15 protein-coding genes are annotated in these 16,709 nt (G+C 72.1%); 9 read left to right on the top strand and 6 right to left on the bottom strand.

Annotated elements, in window-relative coordinates; translation table 11 throughout:
* Positions 1-15: 15 nt before the first annotated feature.
* The 3 genes from ACWEF6_RS02105 to ACWEF6_RS02095 all read right to left on the bottom strand — a co-directional run bounded on the left by ACWEF6_RS02105 (position 16) and on the right by ACWEF6_RS02095 (position 4,222).
* The gene (locus ACWEF6_RS02105; RefSeq protein WP_449681184.1) at positions 16-1,371 is read right to left on the bottom strand and encodes a helix-turn-helix domain-containing protein; all 1,356 of its coding nucleotides are present in this window, start codon (positions 1,369-1,371) and stop codon (positions 16-18) included.
* 98 nt (positions 1,372-1,469) lie between these two features.
* Complete coding sequence (locus tag ACWEF6_RS02100; RefSeq protein WP_449681183.1) at positions 1,470-2,498, bottom strand: alpha/beta fold hydrolase; 1,029 nt, start codon at positions 2,496-2,498, stop codon at positions 1,470-1,472.
* Positions 2,499-3,019: 521 nt separating this feature from the next.
* Positions 3,020-4,222: a PucR family transcriptional regulator gene (locus ACWEF6_RS02095; RefSeq protein ID WP_449681182.1), complete on the bottom strand. Its 1,203-nt coding sequence runs from the start codon at positions 4,220-4,222 to the stop codon at positions 3,020-3,022.
* Positions 4,223-4,401: 179 nt separating this feature from the next.
* On the opposite strand from ACWEF6_RS02095, the gene ACWEF6_RS02090 reads away from it, so the two are divergent.
* The gene (locus ACWEF6_RS02090; protein WP_449681181.1) at positions 4,402-5,598 is read left to right on the top strand and encodes a PucR family transcriptional regulator; all 1,197 of its coding nucleotides are present in this window, start codon (positions 4,402-4,404) and stop codon (positions 5,596-5,598) included.
* Between the two features lie 144 nt (positions 5,599-5,742).
* A complete protein-coding gene (locus tag ACWEF6_RS02085; protein WP_449681180.1) occupies positions 5,743-6,453 on the top strand; it encodes a GNAT family N-acetyltransferase in 711 nt (236 codons plus the stop codon).
* Here the strand turns inward: ACWEF6_RS02085 and ACWEF6_RS02080 are convergent.
* Positions 6,343-6,873, bottom strand: a complete 531-nt coding sequence (locus tag ACWEF6_RS02080) for a GtrA family protein (protein ID WP_449681179.1) — start codon at positions 6,871-6,873, stop codon at positions 6,343-6,345. The two genes, ACWEF6_RS02085 and ACWEF6_RS02080, sit on opposite strands and share 111 nt — an antisense overlap.
* Positions 6,874-6,911: 38 nt before the next feature.
* Between ACWEF6_RS02080 and ACWEF6_RS02075 the strand changes: the two genes are divergently transcribed.
* The gene (locus tag ACWEF6_RS02075; protein ID WP_449681178.1) at positions 6,912-7,523 is read left to right on the top strand and encodes a hypothetical protein; all 612 of its coding nucleotides are present in this window, start codon (positions 6,912-6,914) and stop codon (positions 7,521-7,523) included.
* Here ACWEF6_RS02075 and ACWEF6_RS02070 read toward each other — a convergent pair whose 3' ends face one another.
* Positions 7,524-8,714 carry a lipase family protein gene (locus tag ACWEF6_RS02070; RefSeq protein ID WP_449681177.1) on the bottom strand — a complete coding sequence of 397 codons (1,191 nt, stop codon included), beginning with the start codon at positions 8,712-8,714 and terminating at the stop codon, positions 7,524-7,526.
* Positions 8,711-9,274 carry a hypothetical protein gene (locus ACWEF6_RS02065; protein WP_449681176.1) on the bottom strand — a complete coding sequence of 188 codons (564 nt, stop codon included), beginning with the start codon at positions 9,272-9,274 and terminating at the stop codon, positions 8,711-8,713. Before ACWEF6_RS02065 ends, ACWEF6_RS02070 begins: the two co-directional genes overlap by 4 nt.
* A gap of 318 nt (positions 9,275-9,592) precedes the next feature.
* Between ACWEF6_RS02065 and ACWEF6_RS02060 the strand changes: the two genes are divergently transcribed.
* From ACWEF6_RS02060 to ACWEF6_RS02035, 6 genes are all read left to right on the top strand, one after another.
* Positions 9,593-10,825 (top strand): DUF6801 domain-containing protein, encoded by a 1,233-nt coding sequence (locus ACWEF6_RS02060; RefSeq protein WP_449681175.1) that lies wholly within the window; start codon positions 9,593-9,595, stop codon positions 10,823-10,825.
* A gap of 86 nt (positions 10,826-10,911) precedes the next feature.
* The gene (locus tag ACWEF6_RS02055) at positions 10,912-11,958 is read left to right on the top strand and encodes a DUF6801 domain-containing protein (protein ID WP_449681174.1); all 1,047 of its coding nucleotides are present in this window, start codon (positions 10,912-10,914) and stop codon (positions 11,956-11,958) included.
* A 34-nt stretch (positions 11,959-11,992) separates the two neighbouring features.
* The gene (locus tag ACWEF6_RS02050) at positions 11,993-13,330 is read left to right on the top strand and encodes a DUF2252 domain-containing protein (RefSeq protein ID WP_449681173.1); all 1,338 of its coding nucleotides are present in this window, start codon (positions 11,993-11,995) and stop codon (positions 13,328-13,330) included.
* A gap of 181 nt (positions 13,331-13,511) precedes the next feature.
* Positions 13,512-14,714 (top strand): PP2C family protein-serine/threonine phosphatase, encoded by a 1,203-nt coding sequence (locus tag ACWEF6_RS02045; RefSeq protein WP_449681172.1) that lies wholly within the window; start codon positions 13,512-13,514, stop codon positions 14,712-14,714.
* On the top strand, positions 14,704-16,266 hold the full coding sequence (locus ACWEF6_RS02040) for a sensor histidine kinase (RefSeq protein ID WP_449681171.1): 1,563 nt from the start codon (positions 14,704-14,706) through the stop codon (positions 16,264-16,266). The genes ACWEF6_RS02045 and ACWEF6_RS02040 overlap by 11 nt, the downstream gene beginning before the upstream one ends.
* A complete protein-coding gene (locus ACWEF6_RS02035; protein ID WP_449681170.1) occupies positions 16,263-16,703 on the top strand; it encodes a response regulator in 441 nt (146 codons plus the stop codon). Before ACWEF6_RS02040 ends, ACWEF6_RS02035 begins: the two co-directional genes overlap by 4 nt.
* Positions 16,704-16,709: the final 6 nt, after the last annotated feature.

Genomic DNA, 16,709 nt, shown 5'->3' with positions numbered 1-16,709 from the left:
ATTGTGGAAGAGGAGTCAGGAACCGAGGAGTGCCTCCGCGCGCAGCGCGATCTCCATGTCGAGCCGGTCGTCGGCGTTGTCGAGCCGGTCGCCGAACAGATCGATGAGCTGGTGCATCCGGTACCGGACGGTCTGCGGGTGCACCTTCAGCTTCTTCGCGATTTCGGGGGCGCTGCCGCGGGACTGCAGCCAGATCAGCAGCGTCTCGCCGAGCCGCGCGCGCTGCTTCGGCGTGAGGTCCTCGAACGGCTGCAGGCTGCGTGCGCACAGCTCGCGGACCAGGAACTCGTCGGCGAGCAGCCAGAGCGTGGACAGGTGGTCGGTGCAGCGCGTCACCGGCGCGTCCGGCAGCACCCCGCGTTGGACGAGCTTCAGCGTGCGACGCGCCCAGAGCAACGAGCGCGGCGCGTCGGTGAGCCGCACGGCCGGGCCGATCACCGCGCGCCAGCCCGGCAGCCGCTCGGCGAGGTTCTTCAGGTGCTTCTCCGGAGCACCGGTGACCAGGCACGGCTCGCTGCCTTCGAGGTCCACGAGGACGTCGGAGTGCAGGTCGGGCGCGGCCAGGCTGTGCTGGTCGGCGCGTGGTTCGAGGGCGACGACGGTGACTTCGGCCGGCAGGGGCCACTGCGCCGTGGCGGCCTGCGCGGTGATGGTCTGCGGCGCGGACGGCGGGTCGGCGAGCAGCAGTTCCAGCAGCCGTCTCCGGCGGCGGGCGCGGGTGCCGGCCGCGCGCGTCTGCGCCGCCGTGTAGCCCTCGATCGAGAGGGCGGAGATCTCGTCGACGTAGGCGAAAATGGCTTCGGCGCTCGTGCAGAGCGTGTCCGCGGAGACGCCGGCGCTCTGCCCGAACTCGCTGATGTGCCGCCACGCGACCCGCCCGCCGACCCGGTAGGCGGTCTGCAGGCAGTCGAGGCTGCGGCCCTCGTTGAACTCGATTTTGCCGAGGTTGCGGAACACGGTCGTCCACGTCTCGAGCGGGACGGCACCGGGGGTGCCCACACTGTCGAGGCACTGGATGATCGACTGCCGGACACCCTGCGTGATGATGTGCCCGAACGCGCCCTCCAGCGGCTGGCGGTACTCGGGCACCGCCCGCTGCACCTCCTGCAGGATGGCGCGGGCGAGCGGGTCGACCCGCGGCTTGAAGCGGACCGCCAGCTCGCGGGGCAGCGACGCCCACAGCCCGATCGCGCCGGAAGCGCGCCCGTGCCGGGGATCCGCCGGGGTGCGCGGGGCGGGTGGGTAGGCGGGCCGGGGCCGGTCGGCCGACACGGACTGCTGCCGGTAGGCCGGTCCGGGAGTGCGCTCGCCGGAGTTCGGCCGCCCGGCCCGCAGGACGGGGGCGGCGAATCCGGTGTCCACGTCGGTCATGTGTTTTATCCTTGCTGGCAACAAAATCGGCCTCGTCGGCGGGAACGCCGATCCGGTTTTTGTGGCTCAGGCAACATAATTTCGCGCGAACGGCACTGTCAACGGGTTGTCCGCTGACTTTGCGGTAACCCGTCCGGACTACACCCGAACGGGTGGAACGGCGCGAGAGGAGGTGACACTTCCGGCGCGCGCCGATGGTGCGCGCGTGACAACTTTTCAGAGGGTGGCCGTTCGGTTGTCAGCCGCGTGACGACGTCGTCGAGAGTGAGCCGGGCGGGCGCGGTCTCGGTGAGGAACTCGTTGAGCAGGGCGCAGAAGCGATCCGGCTCGGCCACGTGCGGAAAGTGTTTCACGTTTTCCAGCACGGTCAAGCGGCTGTCCGGCAGCAGTGCGGCCGTCCGGCGGCCGTGCGCCACCGGGATGAGCGGGTCGCGCGCGCCCCAGACCAGCAGCACCGGCACGGCTTCGGCGAGGTAGAGCTTGTCGACGGCGCTCGCGCGCTGGCCGCGCAGGTCGATCAGGCTGCGCGCGATGAACAGGAACGCCCGCCGCCGCGCCGGGTCGGCCAGTGAGCCGAAATGCCGGGCCAGTTCCCGGGTTTCGGGCTTGAGCGACCCGCCCAACCGGCGTCCGAGCCGGGCTGCGGCCCGGGCGATCGCGAGGGTCACGCGGTTGACGGCGAGGGCCATTGTGGCCGGTGCGCCCGGCAGCGCGGCGGCCCGCAGCACCGGGCTGACCTCCGGCCCGAGGCCGGCGCTGCCCACCAGGACGAGGCGGTCGCACATCTCCGGGAATTGGTAGGCGAACTGCAGCGCGATGCCCCCGCCGAGCGAGTGCCCGACGATCGTCGCGTGCTTGACGCCGGACACCGCCAGGACGTCCCGCACGGTGCTCGCCATCGCGCCGAGGCCGTAGTCGGCGCGGGGTGCCTCGGATTCGCCGTGGCCGGGCAGGTCGAGCGCCAGCACGCGGCGGCCATCGCAGCGGGCCAGCACCGGCGCCCAGGTTTCGGCGCTGCCGGCGATCCCGTGCAGCAGCACGACCGCTTCGTCGCCGGAATGTGCGGGTGGCAGGTGCTCGTGCAGCCGGATGCGGCGGCCGTGCAGGATGAGGGTTTTGACGGTCATGGGCGGCCTTTCTCGCGGACCCGAAATTAGGGCATCCGACTGCTGCCGCGGATGTGGTGAACGCCACCACCGGAGAATCACGGACGGCCATGACAAGAACGTTGGGGAAAAGGCGGCGGTGCATGCGGGTTTTCGCGACGTCACCGGGAATGCGTATCGACATTCCGTCGGTATCCGGTAATCCTCGAAGGCATGGTCGCAATGACGCACCGGACGCGCTGATGTCCTGCCGCGCGAGTTTTCATTTCGTTCCCCAGGGCCCACGGCCGGCTTGGCCGGGTCGCCGCCCGTGGCGGCGGGTGCTGCCGATGCCGGTGCGCACCTTGGACCGGGTGGTGGCATCGGGACACGGCTCGGGCGGCCCGGCGCGGGTCGGGGAGGCGGCCCATGCGCCCCAATGTGGCGTTGGGTGCATCTGACGCACCCAATGTGGCGTTCGGTGCGTTGGACGCACCCAACGCCACATTGGGGCGCTTGAGGACCTGCGGGCCGGCAGCCGGCAGCCGGCAGGCGGCAGGCGGTCAGGACTCCGGAGGGCGGTGGGCGCGCATCAGCCGTTGCGCCCGCAACGCCAGCTGCATGCCCAAGCGGTCGTCGGCGTCCTTCAGCCGGTCGCCGAACAGCTCCTCCAGCTGGCGCAAGCGATTGCGGACCGTCTGCGGGTGGACCCCCAGCCGCTGGGCGATCTCCGGCGCGCCGCCGCGTGTCTCCAGCCAGGCCAGGAGGGTCTCGCTCAGCCTGTCGCGCTGCTTTTCGCTCAGCGACGCGAACGGGTCCAGGCTCTGCCGGGCCAGCTCGGCCGCCAGGAAGTCCTCGGCCAGGAGCCAGAGCGTCGCCAGGTGGTCGCGGCACCAGATGATCGGGCCGGGGACGTCCGGGCCGGACAGCAGCAGCGCCCGCCGGGCCGTGCGCAGGGCCGCCGGGGCGTCGGCCAGGGGGACCGTCGGGGAGACCGCCGCGCGCCAGCCGTCCAGCTTCACCGCGAGCGGGGCCAGGTCGGCGTCCGGGTCGCCGGTCAGGAGGTACGGCTCGGGTCCGTCGAGGTCGGCGAGGACGCCGTCGCCGAGCAGGTCCGCCGGGAAGTCCGCCGCGTCGGGGCCGCGCTCGAGGGCCACCATCGCCGCCGTCTCCGGCAGGGGCCAGCCCGCTCCGCCCGCCAGGCCCGCGATGCTGCTCGCCGACCCTTCCGGGGCGCCCGCGATCAGCTCCAGCAGCCGCCTCCGCCGGACCGGGACCGCACCCTCGGCCTCGGCCTGCGCCTGCTGGTAGCCCTCGATCGCGGTGGCGCACAGCTCGTCGACGTAGGCGAAGATGGCCTCCGCGGCGACCGAGATGACGGCCGGGTCGACGCCGGCCGCGACCACCCCCGGGTGCATCGCGCGCCAGGCGACCCGGGCCCCGATCGTGGCGCTGTCCTGCAGCGCGTCGAGGTTGCGGCCCTCGGTGAACTCGATCCGGCCGCGGCCGCGGTAGAACTCGATCCAGTGCTCGTGGTCCAGCGCCGGCTCGCCCATCGAGTCGACGCAGTGCTGCACCGCGAACTCGACGCTCTTCACCAGGACCTTGCCGAACACGCCCTTGAGCGGCTGCCCGTAGGCCGGCACCGTGCGCTGCACCTCCTGGATCATCGAGGCCGCCGCGTGCCCGACGTGCGGGCGCAGGCCCGCCCCGAGCGCGCGCGGCAGTGAAGCCAGCAGGCGAAAGCTGCGGTACTCGACCACCAATCCCCCTTCGAGTGCGAGTGTGCGCCGAGCGTATCCGACGCATGTGTCACTGAAAAATCAACGACCGGTTCCCGGAAAGGGTGACGCTCACCCGTCCTTTTGACACGGACGGGTGCGCGTTCTACGCTCCGTGTCAGTATTTCCGAGGAGCCAATTCCCAGTGGAGGACTGAATTCCCCATGCGCGGTTCCGCTGCCTCGGACAGTTCCGTGTGGTCCCGGCTGCCGCACGAGCTCGGTGACGCGGTGCGCCCGCGGATCCCGGAGATCGCCCGGGCCTGCGTCGACGCCATCGCCGCCGAGATTCCGGAATATGCTGGGAGATTCGCCGACGGCCCCGGCCGCGTGACCGCGATCGAGCTGGCGCGGCGCGGGATCGAGCGGGACGTCGGCCGCGTCGGCACGCCCGCGCTGTGGCAGGCCGACCGCCTGGCCGGCTTCCGCGGCCACGGGCGCGACGCGTTCCACAGTGGCCTGAGCCGCGAAGCCGTGCAGGCGGCCGTGCGCGTGTCGAGCCGGGTCACCTGGCGGTGGATCGCCGACATCGCGCGGGAAGCGGGGCTGTCCAGCGACGTCCTGTACGGCGCCGCCGAGGGGATGTTCGCCGACGTCGAGACGTCGATGGCGGCCGTCGCGGAGGGGTACAGCGCGGCCGAGGCGGCGGTGTCGGGCACGGGCGAACGGCACCGCCGGCTGCTGCGCGCGTTGCTCGGCGGCCGGACGCCGGCCGAAGTGGACGGTCTGATCGCGGTGTCCGGGCTGCCGGTGCCCGAGCGGGTGGCGGCGGTGGCGTTCCGCGCGCTGCCGGGCGCGCCGGAGTTCCCGCCCGGCCTGCTCCCGGAGCACGTCCCGGCGGACCCGGCCGGCGACCCGCCGGCGGCGCTGACCCCGGCCCCGGACGTCGACCTGATCGGCTTGACGGGTCTGCCCCCGGGCTGGACGGCGGCGGTCGGCCCCCTGGTCCCGCCATCGGACGCGCCCGAGTCGTTCCGCATCGCCCGCCGGGCGGTGGACCTGGCCGCCCGCGGGCTGCTGGACGCACCAGGCCCGGTGATCTGGTGCCGCGACCACGTGACGACGCTGTTGTTGCTCGCGGACGAGTTCCTGGTCGGCCAGCTGGCGTCGACGACGCTCGAGCCGCTGGCGGGCCTGCCCGAGCGTCGGCGGGAGCAGCTGGCGGAGACGTTGCTGGCGTTGGTCCGGACCCGCGGCAGCGCGCCCGAGCTGGGCCGCCTGCTCGACCTGCACCCGCAGACGGTCCGCGCCCGGCTGAAGAAGCTGAGCGAGCTGTTCGGCGACCGCCTGGACGACCCGGCCGAGCGCCTCCGCCTGGAGCTGGCGTTGCTGGCGGAACGGGCCCTGCCGGACCTCGGCTGACGGGCCGGCCTCGTGCCCGGGCGGACGACTCGCGTGATCGGAGGGTCGACACGCGTGTTTGGGGGGTCGGCACGTGAATGGACTGGTTCGGGCGGGCCGGATTGGCTCGTGGCTGGGGGCCGGGGTCGCTTTAGGCTGGCCGGTATGACCGGATTGCTCACCGAGCGGCTGCGCCAAGCCTCCGAGAACGCCGTCGCCATGTGGAGCACCCTGGCCCGTTCGCGGGGGGACCGCGTCGAAGACCACGCCGGCTTCAGCGTCGTCGACGGGCGCCGGTTCCGGATCATGCTGCGGACCGCGACACCCGGCGACGCCGCCGTCGAGGAGCTGAGCGCGCTCGCCGAGGCGAGGCGGGCCGAGGGGCGGGCCGTCGTCGTCGAAGATCCCTTCCGGGCCCTTGACCTGACCCACCTCGGGATGACCGCCGGGCAACTGCCCGTGATGGCCCGCGAGCCCGGGTCCGCCCCGGCAGCCGACGGCGTCGAGCGCATCCGGACCGCCGCCGACCTGGCCGGAGCCGAAGATCTCATCGTCCGCGGGTTCCCGCTGGAGGAATACCAGCCCCACCGCCCCGGCAGTGTCTTCCCGGACACGCTCCTACAGCAGGCCACCGCGTTCTTCCGCAAGGGCGGCCAGGGCGCCTGCCTCACCATGGCCCACGGCGGCGTCGGCGGCGTCTACTGGGTGACCACCCTGCCCGAACACCGTTCCCGGGGCGTCGGGCGCGCGCTGATGCACGCCGTCCTACGGCACTTCGAGGGCTTGCCCGTCACGCTGACCGCCTCGCGGTCCGGGCGGCCCCTCTACGAGAAGCTGGGCTTCACCACCCTCGGCGACGCGAACTGGTGGCGCTGACGGGAACACCCACCGCCGGTAGCCGAACCAGCGGAACGCCGTCCCCGCCAGGGTGCCCAGCAGCATCCCGGCGACGAAGTCCGCGACCTCCTGCGTCCAGTAGCCCACGTGCGGCACCGACAGGTGCAGCACGTACCGCGACACCAGCGCCGGCACCAGGTTCACCGCCACCGCGCCCGCGTTGACCGCGAAGAACAGGGTCGCCTCCCGCAGCCGCCCGTGGCCGCCGCGGGAGGCGAACGACCAGCGGCGGGACAGCAGGTACGCGAACGCCGTCGAGACGATCGTGGCGATCGCGAGGGCCGTCACCGGCTTCTCACGGCACACGGTGAGCTTCAGGCTGTAGTCGCCCAGTAGGGTGACCGCGTACGCGGCCAAGCCGACGACGGCGAAGCGGAGCAGCTCTCGCGGCTCAGGCATGGTTCCTCCAGGTGACGCCGAACGGGTGGAGGTTTTCGATGGCACGCACAGGCGGTGAGGGTGAGCTCCCCTCGGTCGCCGAGCTGGTGAACCTTTCGCAGACGAAGCCGCTGATGATCCGCGGTGAACTCGACGCGAAGCTCGCCGAAGTAGCGGCGGCCACCGAACCCGATCCCACGCCGGATCCGCTGGCCGTCCTCGACGCCGAGCTGGCCGCGGACGACGCCGGAGACAGCCGCCCGCAGGAGGCGCCGCCCGCCGACCGGACCCGCCGCGCGAAGCCGTACGTCCTCGCCGCGGGCGCGGCCGTCGGGCTCGGGCTGGCCGCCGTCGTGCTGCTCCAGCCGCACCAGGTGGGCGGGACCGCCGTGCCGCCGCCCGGCGCGCCCGCCCCGGTCGTGCCGCCGCCGACCTCCAGTGAAGCCGTCGAGACGATGAGCGCCTCGGCCGCGCCGCCGCCGCTCACCGCCGAGGTCCGGCACAGCACGGCCGAGACCACCAGCGCGCCGGCCGGTGCCGGGCGCAAGCCCGCACGCGCCGACGCGCCGACGCCGACCTCGGCGTCACCGGAAGACCAGTGGCGCGAGTACGTCAGCTCGGTGATGAGCTCGTGGCAGCAGCAGCACCCCCGCGGCGGCCGGAACCGCTGATCAGCAGCTCGCCGGGGCCGGTTTCCCGGCGATCCGGTCCTTCACGAAGGCCAGGACGTCGGCGTTGCCGGTGTAGACCAGCGTGATGTGGTCGGTGTCGTAGGTCTGCCACGTCTCCTGGACGCCGGCCGCGCAGTACGCCTTGTGCAGGCTGTCGGCCTGCGCGAACTGCACCAGCTGGTCGCCGGTCGCGTGGTAGAGGAACACCGGCACCCGCGGCGGGGTCCCGCCGAGCTTGTTCTCGTTCAGCCGCGCCACCCACGCGGGCTTGATGTAGCCCGGGCCGGTCGTGTAGTCCGCGATCTTCTGGTTCGCGTATGTCGTGAGCAGCTCGAACGTGCACGCGCTCTGCTGCATCTCGGCCAGCTTGGCCCGGCCGTTGTCGGTGAGGAACGAATCGAGCTGCAGCTCGGGATACGCCTGATCGAGGCCGAGCAGCGCGTAGGCGAAGACGCCGAAGCCGAACTTGCCGTCGAGCTGCAGCGTCACCTGGACCAGGTCGGCCGGCACCCCACCGGCCGCGATGCCGACGAGGTTCAGCTCCGGCGCGTACGTCGGCTGCAGCTCGCCCGCCCACGCCGCGGCGCCGCCACCCTGGGAATACCCGCGGAAGACGACCTTCGCCGACGCCGACAGCCCGGCCGCGCCGAGCCGCTGGGCCGCGCGGACCGCGTCGATCACCGCGGGACCCTCGGACCGGCCCACGACGTACGTCGTCTTCGGGGCCGGCTGGTAGCCCTCGTAGTCCGGAACGGCGACGGCGTACCCCGCGTCGAGCAGGTCGTCGAGGCCGGGCTGCTCGTAGAAGGCGCCGATGTCGATCATCTTCGACGGCGTGCAGGCGAACGCCGGGCCGTGCGTGCCCGGGGCGAACGCGACGATCGGCGCCGTCGCGCGGTCGGCGGTCTTCGGCACCAGGACCGTGCCGGTGACGGCGTCGGGCTGCCCGAGCGCGTTCGTCGACAGGTACATCACCTGCCAGGCGTCGACCGACGCGTGCCGGGGGCCGGCGTTCGACGGCCGCCACCGGATGACGTCCCCCGGCTTGCCCGCCGGCAACGGGGACGGCGGCACGTAGAACGCGTCGTCGGCCGGGGCGGGCGCGGCGGGCGCGGCGGCGGCCACCGCCGGTGCGGAGACCATGGCCAGGACCAGCGCCACCAGCGCGGCGAGCACGCGGCGGGCGGTCACGCGCCGGTCCCGTAGACGCGCTTGCAGGTCGCGGACTCGCTGAAGGCCAGGTTCAGCTCGGGGTTCGCCTTGAGGTCCTTGATCGGGCCCTCCGGGTCGGCCAGCTGCCCCATGGTCGAGTCCGCCTCGGAGATGACCTTGCGCAGGCTGGGCTGGTCGGTCACCTTCGCCTGCTCCATCTTGGTCTTCGTTTCGGCGAGCTTGGTCTTCGTCTCGGTGAGGTTGCCGGTCGCCTTGTCCACAACGGACTGTCCATCCGGGACGGGCGGAACACCGGCGCCGTGCAGGCCGCCCGCCATGTCGTCGAGGGCCGAACCCAGGCGCCCCAGGAAGTCCACCATCGCGTCCCGGGTCTTCACCGGGTCGGCTTCGTCGACGGCGGGCGGCTGGGAGAGCTTCGCCGAGCCCGCGGCCACGCCGGTGCACACCTTGTCGACCCAGGCGAGCGCCGCGGGGTCGGCGTGCCGGCCCGGGTCGGGCGGGGTGTCCGAAGCGCACGCGGCGCACGACAGAACCGCGGCCGCCGACATCACGAGCACCGCGCTGTGCATTCTTTTCATGGGTTTCGAAGCTACGCGTCACGGAACTGGGCGGGCAAGGAGAGAATGGGTGGTTGGCACGTGCGTCAACATTCCGGAGCCCGGATTTGTCACGCGCGTCAGCGGTTCGAAGGTGCCGCTGGGCTGGGGAAACCTTCCCGGTCCTGCTAGGAAACCGGGCGGTCTGACGTGCCGGTGTGACAATTTGCGGTATCCGTGTGGCCTTTTTACCGAAAGCTCTTGATCGGTGCCACCGGCGCTCGTTAGCTTACGGTCCGGCCGCGATTACGTGAAACGCGCCGCCGTTTCGTATCACTGTTGATACACGGAAGGACCATCGTGAGTCACCCAAGAGGCAAGAAGAAGACGGTCGCGGCCGCCGCGGCCGCGGGTGCGGTCGGGCTCATCGCCACCGCGCTCGTGGTCGGCGCCCAGGCCAGCGCCGCCGATCCGATTTCGCTGACGCTGAACTACCACTGCACCTTCCCGCTGGTGGGTTCCCAGTCGCTGAAGGTGGTGATCAACACCGACCTGCCGACCACGGTGAACACCGGGCAGCCGACCGGCGCGTTCGACATCAAGGCCGTGTCCACCATCAACGCGGACACCGTAAGCGGCCTGAGCCTGATCGGCGCCACCACGCTGGAAGGCACCGCCACGGCCAGCGCGACCGTCGCCGCGCCGAGCCTCAACCTGCCGGTCAGCGTGCCGATCACGCTGGACAAGACGAACATCCCGGCGTCCGGGGAGATGAACATCAACGCGGCCGGCAAGACGCCGTCGCTGACGTTCACCCAGGCCGGCCAGGCGAAGATCACCGTGGGCGACCTGAACCTCAAGGTCACCCCGCGCAAGGCCGACGGCTCGGTCACCGGCATCACGCCGGACGGCACGATCGACGCGCCCTGCACGCAGGACAGCGGCCAGAACAACACCCTGGCCACGATCACCATCAACGGCGGTGGCGGGCCGACCACGACCCCGCCCACCACGACCCCGCCGGTCACCACGCCGCCGACGACCACGCCGCCGGTGACGACTCCGCCCACCACCACGCCGCCGGGCGGGGGCATCAAGTACTCGTTCGGCATCACCGGCCAGACCGCGCTGAAGTCGCTCGGCAGCACCGCGCCGATCACCGGTTCGTTCGACGCCGACGTCAACCTGTCGGCCAAGACGTTCACCGGCAGCCTGCAGCTGGACCCGACGCACACCGACTTCAAGCTGTTCGGCTTCCTGCAGGGCAGCTCGGACGTCAAGGTCGTGCAGAACGGCCCGCAGACCGGCGAGCTGGTGGGCACCGGCTTCAAGGCGCACATCAAGTTCGACACGTTCCTCACCACGGTCAACCTGTTCGGCATCCCGATCAGCACCGACCCGAAGTGCGGCACGGTCAGCTCCTCGACCAGCGAGATGACCACCGGTCCCGACTTCGACCTGCTCAAGGGCGGCAAGCTGTCGGGCACGTACTCGCTGTCCGCGCTGCAGAACTGCGGGGCGTTCAACGACATCATCAGCGCCTTCGCCAAGAGCGACGGCAACTCGCTGAACCTGACCCTCGCCAAGAAGTGACCTGATCTGCCGGCCCTCGCCGCGCGCCGATCGTGCCGCGGCGGGGGCCGGTGCCACACCCGGAACACCCGAGGAAGGGATCGCCCGTGCGGATCGCCCGGTCGTTGCTCGCCGCCTGCGTGATCGCCTGCGCCGTCGCCACACCCGCTTCGGCGTCGACGCCGATCGACAAGAAGCTGAGCTTCACCTGCCCGTTCCCGCTGATCGGCCTGCAGCAGCTGGCGGTGGAGGTCAAGGCGTCGTTCGACGTGCCGACCGCGCCGGGTGGCACGTTCACGACGGCGGATCTCGCGGTCTCGGTGACCGTGCCCGACAAGTCCGCCCGCGGGCTGGCCCTGGTCGGCGCGGCGAGCATCGAAGGGACGGCGTCCGCAGGGGTGACGCTGACCAACGGCCCGCTGACGCTGCCGCTGAGCCTCCCGCTGACGGTGGCGAAGACCGCGGTGCCGCCGTCGGGGGCGTTCACCACGCAGGCGTCCGGTTCGGTCCCGCCGGTCCAGCTGCCGAACGCGGGCAGGACGACGCTGACGATCGGCGGCTTCAGCGCCCGGCTGACGCCGAAGAAGGCGGACGGCTCCTACACCGGGCTGGGCTCGTTCACCTCCGACTGCACGCTCGACCCCGGCCAGGACCCGGTGCTGCTCGGCTTCGACCTGGGGTCTTCGCGCGAATACCGCGTGACCGGCTCGACGACGCTGCCGGCCCTCGGGGCGACCGCGCCGCTCACCGGGTCGTTCGCGGTACCGGCGTTCAGCCCGGCGTTCGACCGGACCCGGGCGGAGTTCAAGGTGTTCGGGTTCGTGCCCGGGACAGCCGACCTTCAGTTCAGCCCGGACGGCCCGCAGACCGGCGAGCTCACCGGTGACGGCTTCGTCGCGCACGCGAAGCTGGCGCTGGCGTTGCCCCGGGTGACGTTGTTCGGGCTGCCGGTCGCGGACGCCGGGTGCCGGGCGAGCGCTTCGATCCCGGTCGACCTGAAGACGGGCGCCGGGTTCGCGCTCGCGTCGGGCGGGCCGGTGAGCGGGCAGTACGCCATCCCGCCGCTGACCGGCTGCGGCACGTTCACGGCGTACCTCAGCTCGCTGGTCCGAAGTGACAGCAACACGTTCGCCGTCACGTTGACCGCGCGCTGACTGCCGCTCACCTTCCGCGCGTATACCTGGGGGAATGCGCCGAACCACTGTGGGGACCCTGGTCGTTGTCACGCTGCTCGCCACCGCCGCGCCCGGGGAGGCGGCCGGCCTGAGCCGGGATCCGGTGGCGGTGATCCACGACCGGGACCACGCGTTGCACGTTCTCAACGCCGGCGCGACCGACGACGAGCTGACGCTGCGGACGCAGGCGCTGGCGTCGAGCGCGTGGGCGTTCTTCCGGGGTACTTCGCCGCTCTACTACCGCGACCTGGGGGAACTGCCGCCGTCGGCCTACGCCACCGCGGGCGGGGACGTGTGGCTGACCGGTGACGCGCACCTGGAGAACACCGGCGCCGACCGCGGGGCCGACAACGAAGAGCAGTTCGCGCTGAACGACACCGACGACGCCTGGCGAGGTTCGTGGACGTGGGAGCTGCGCCGCGAAGCCGTGTCGATCGTCCTCGCCGGCCGGGCGGACGGCCGCAGCGCCAGCCAGATCGCCACCGACGTCGACACCTTCGTCGCCGAGTACGCGCAGTGGATCGCCAAGTTCCACGGGACCGGCGACGAAGCGAGCTGGCGGCTGACCTCGGGCAACACGTCCGACCTCGTCGGGGACCTGATCGACGACGCCGCGGGGGACAAGCGGGCCGACCTGATCGCGAAGTGGACCACCGGCGGCCACTTCAAGAGCGATCCGCAGCTGCCGACGGTGTCCGCGGCGACCCGCACCCAGCTCGTCAGCGCCGTCGCGGCCTACCGGACCACCGCGGGCCGGCCGCTCAAGGCGTCCGAAGCCGTCGTGAAGGACGTGCGGCGGCGGACCGGCGCGGGCACTGGCAGCCTCGGCCGCTTCCGCTGGTACGTCCTCGTCGAGGGCGACACGACGGCGAATTCCGACGACCGGATCCTGGAGCTCAAGCAGGAGGTCGACCCGGCGCCCAAGCAGCTCGCGCCGAACGCCACCACCCTCACCGGCGGGCAGCGGCCGGCCCTGGCGCTGCGCTGGCTCGCCAGCCAGTCGGACCCGCTGGCCGGCTGGGCGAGCGTCGGCAGCACGCCGGTGCTGGTCAAGGAGAAGTCCCCGTTCGCCGAAGACCTGGAGATCGGCGACCTGACGACGTCGGCGATCTGGGACGACACCGTCCGCGACGTCGCCCGCCTGCTCGCCGCCGCGCACTCGCGGGCCGACCAGGACATCGCCGGCACCGGGGTGACGTACTCGGCGGACGCGGCGATCGATGGCGCGATCACGTCCGTCTCCGGGCTGCAGGCCGAGACGCGGGCGTTCGCGACGAGCTACGCCGACCAGGTCACCCGCGACTGGCAGGCGTACGTGACCGCGAAGAACAGCGGGCGGCCGCTCTTCTGAGGCGTCCCGCGAGGCGGTGTCCGGCTGTCATCCGAACCGTTATCCACCAGGTGTCACACCGGGGTGCTATAAAACGCTACCCCGATGGGACCGGTTTCGCGGCCGTAGGCGGCCGCTGCCGGTGCCGCTAGGGTGATCGTCTGGATGTGCTGGCTCAAGAGCAGCCGAACGGGAGACGCCGGTGACCGCCGCGCTCGACTCATCGTGGGATCCCCGCACGCGCCTGCGGGTGCTCCTGATCGAGGACGACGACGGCGACGCCCTGCTGGTCGAAGAGATGCTGGCGGACACGAACGTGCCGTACGTGCTCGAACGCGTCGAGACGCTCTCCGCCGCGCTCAACGGTCCGCTCACCGCCGACTGCGTCGTGCTCGACCTCCAGCTGCCCGACGCGATGGGCCTGAGCGGGCTGACCAAGCTCGGGCAGCACGCCCCCGGGGTCGCGGTGGTCGTCCTGACCGGGCAGCACGACCAGGCCGCCGGCGTCGCCGCGGTCGCCGCCGGCGCGCAGGACTACCTGGTCAAGGACCAGGTCGACGGCCCGCTGCTGGTCAAGGCGCTGGCGTTCGCGCGGGAACGCAAGCGCGCCGAGCAGGTCGAGCAGCAGTTCCTCCAGCAGCAGCTGCTCGCCCGGGAGAACGCGCGGCTCGAACGCGGCCTGCTGCCCAGCCCGCTGCTGCGCGACCCCCACCTCGACCTGGCCGCCCGCTACCGGCCCGGCCGCAACGGTTCCCTGCTGGGCGGCGACTTCTACGACGCCATCGAGCTCGACGATGGCACCGTGCACATGATGATCGGCGACGTCTGCGGCCACGGCCCGGACGAGGCCGCGCTCGGCGTCGCGCTGCGGATCGCGTGGCGCTCGCTGGTGATGGCCGGCCTGCCGATGCCCGACGTGCTGAGCATGGTCGAGCGGGTCCTGGTGCACGAGCGGATCGAGCCGCTGTTCGCCACCGTCTGCATGGTCGTCGTGGCGCCGGACCGAAGATCCCTGCGCCTGTCGCTGGCCGGGCACCTGCCGCCGCTGCTGCTCACCCCCGGCGACGGGCACCTGCTCTCCGGCGAGCGCCTCGGCGTCCCGCTCGGCGTCGTCGAGGGCGCCAAGTGGGACGCGCTGGAAGTGCCCCTGGAGCCCGGGTGGTCCCTGATGCTGTACACCGACGGCGTGTTCGAGGGCCGCGTCGGCGCCGGGTCCGAACGGCTGGGGCACGATCGGATGGCCGCGCTGGTGCTCGACATCAAGCGCGGCACCGGGCTCGACAGCCACGCGCTGCTCGACGAGCTGATCGCCCGCGCCGAACGGCTCAACTCCGGCCCGCTCGACGACGACGTCGCCCTCGCCCTGCTCAGCCACGACCCGGAAGCCGAGGCCGATGAGCGCTGACGTACGCGGCTGGCCCATCCGCCGCCGGCTGGTGCTGCTCGCCGCCGCCGAGACCGTGCTGCTGGTCGTCGCGCTGATCGCGGCCGGCATCGCGCTGCACAACCTGACCGAGGCCCGGACGCGCCTGCTCGACGTGATCGCGCCACAGCGCCTCGCCGCGACCCAGCTGTCGACCGCCCTGCTGAACCAGGAAAGCGGGGTCCGCGGCTACCAGCTCGGCCGGCAGCCGGCCTTCCTGGTGCCCTACACCGACGGGATGCGGGCCCAAGCCGACGCGGTGACGCAGCTGCAGCAGCTCGGCGCGACCCCGGGCACGCAGATCGGTGACGACCTCGACGCCGTGCTGCGGGCGGCCACCGCCTGGCAGGACGCGGCCGCGCCGACCATCGCACCCACTGCCCCGCCGGTCACGACGGACCAGGTCGAACGCGGCCGGGCGCTGTTCGTCGACGTGCGCAAGGCTCTCGACACCCAGCTCGACCACCTCGCTTCGATCCGCGACACCGGCCGCGGCGACCTCGACGCGGCGGCGAGCTTCCTGAACGCGATGTTCGTGGTCGTCGCCGTGCTCGTCCTGCTGCTGTTCGCGTTCCTGTTCTTCGGCCTGCGGCAGGTCGTCACCCGGCCGATCCTCCGGCTGGCCGGGCAGGTCCGCCGGGTCGCCGACGCCGACGTCCACAGCCCGGTGCGGGGGAGCGGACCGCGGGAGATCGCCCAGCTCGGCGCGGACGTCGAGGCGATGCGGCAGCGCATCCTCGACGAGGTGGCCGAGCTCGAGCGGGCGCACGCGCTGCTGGACCGGCGCACGCGCGAGGCGGAGGAGTCCAACGCGATGCTGGACCGGCGCACCCGCGAGCTGGAGCGGTCCAACGCCGACCTGGAGCAGTTCGCCTACGTCGCTTCGCACGACCTGCAGGAACCGCTGCGGAAGGTGGCGAGCTTCTGCCAGCTGCTCCAGCGGCGCTACCAGGGCCTGCTCGACGAGCGCGGCGAGCAGTACATCGAGTACGCCGTCGACGGCGCGAAGCGGATGCAGGTGCTGATCAACGACCTGCTGGCCTTCTCGCGGGTCGGCCGCAAACCGGGCGAGCACGTCGTCGCCGACGCGGGTGCGCTGGCCGACGACGCGATCGCGAACCTCGAGGTGGCGTTGTCGCTGAGCGGCGGCAAGGTCAGCCGCGGTGAGCTGCCCGAGGTGCGTGTCGAGCCGGCGCTGGTGACGGCGGTGTTCCAGAACCTCATCGGCAACGCGCTGAAGTTCAAGGGCGAGACGCCGCCGGAGGTCCGGGTGAGTGCCGAGCGCGACGGCGACGACTGGGTGTTTTCGGTGTCGGACAACGGGATCGGCATCGACGCCGAGTACGCCGAACGGGTGTTCGCGCTGTTCCAGCGGCTGCACACGCGGTCGGCGTACCCGGGCACCGGGATCGGCCTGGCCCTGTGCCGCCGGATCGTCGAGTACCACGGCGGCCGGATCTGGCTCGACACCGAAGCCGCGGACACCACCTTCCGCTTCACCCTGCCGGCCGCCGAGGAAGGGGGCACCGCGTGACGCAGCAGCCCGCCCCGATCGACATCCTGCTCGTCGAGGACGACCCGGGTGACGTCCTGATGACCCGGGAAGCCTTCGCGCACCACAAGATCCGCAACCCGCTGCACGTCGCGGAGGACGGTGTCGAAGCGCTGCGGTTCCTCAAGCGGGAAGGGCCGTTCGGCGAGGCGCCGCGGCCGGGGCTGATCCTGCTCGACCTCAACCTGCCCCGCAAGGACGGCCGGGAGCTGCTCGGCGAGATCAAGCAGGACCCGGGGCTGCGCACGATCCCGGTGGTCGTGCTGACCACGTCCGAAGCGGAGGAGGACATCCTGCGCAGCTACGAGCTGCACGCCAACGCCTACGTCACCAAGCCGGTCGACTTCGAGAAGTTCGTCGAAGTGGTCCGGAAGATCGACGATTTCTGGGTGACCGTGGTGAAGCTCCCGCATCGGTAGCCGTTT

Source organism: Amycolatopsis sp. NPDC004772, from assembly GCF_053601215.1.
This window is presented reverse-complemented; position numbering and strand designations above follow the sequence as displayed.

Bases quoted from the DNA above. Each gene is read 5' to 3' on its own strand.
- ACWEF6_RS02105 (WP_449681184.1), bottom strand. From the start codon at position 1,371: ATGACCGACGTGGACACCGGATTCGCCGCCCCCGTCCTGCGGGCCGGG.
- ACWEF6_RS02100 (WP_449681183.1), bottom strand. From the start codon at position 2,498: ATGACCGTCAAAACCCTCATCCTGCACGGCCGCCGCATCCGGCTGCAC.
- ACWEF6_RS02065 (WP_449681176.1), bottom strand. From the start codon at position 9,274: ATGAAAAGAATGCACAGCGCGGTGCTCGTGATGTCGGCGGCCGCGGTT.
- ACWEF6_RS02040 (WP_449681171.1), top strand. From the start codon at position 14,704: ATGAGCGCTGACGTACGCGGCTGGCCCATCCGCCGCCGGCTGGTGCTG.
- ACWEF6_RS02080 (WP_449681179.1), bottom strand. From the start codon at position 6,873: ATGCCTGAGCCGCGAGAGCTGCTCCGCTTCGCCGTCGTCGGCTTGGCC.
- ACWEF6_RS02085 (WP_449681180.1), top strand. From the start codon at position 5,743: ATGACCGGATTGCTCACCGAGCGGCTGCGCCAAGCCTCCGAGAACGCC.
- ACWEF6_RS02090 (WP_449681181.1), top strand. From the start codon at position 4,402: ATGCGCGGTTCCGCTGCCTCGGACAGTTCCGTGTGGTCCCGGCTGCCG.
- ACWEF6_RS02050 (WP_449681173.1), top strand. From the start codon at position 11,993: ATGCGCCGAACCACTGTGGGGACCCTGGTCGTTGTCACGCTGCTCGCC.
- ACWEF6_RS02075 (WP_449681178.1), top strand. From the start codon at position 6,912: ATGGCACGCACAGGCGGTGAGGGTGAGCTCCCCTCGGTCGCCGAGCTG.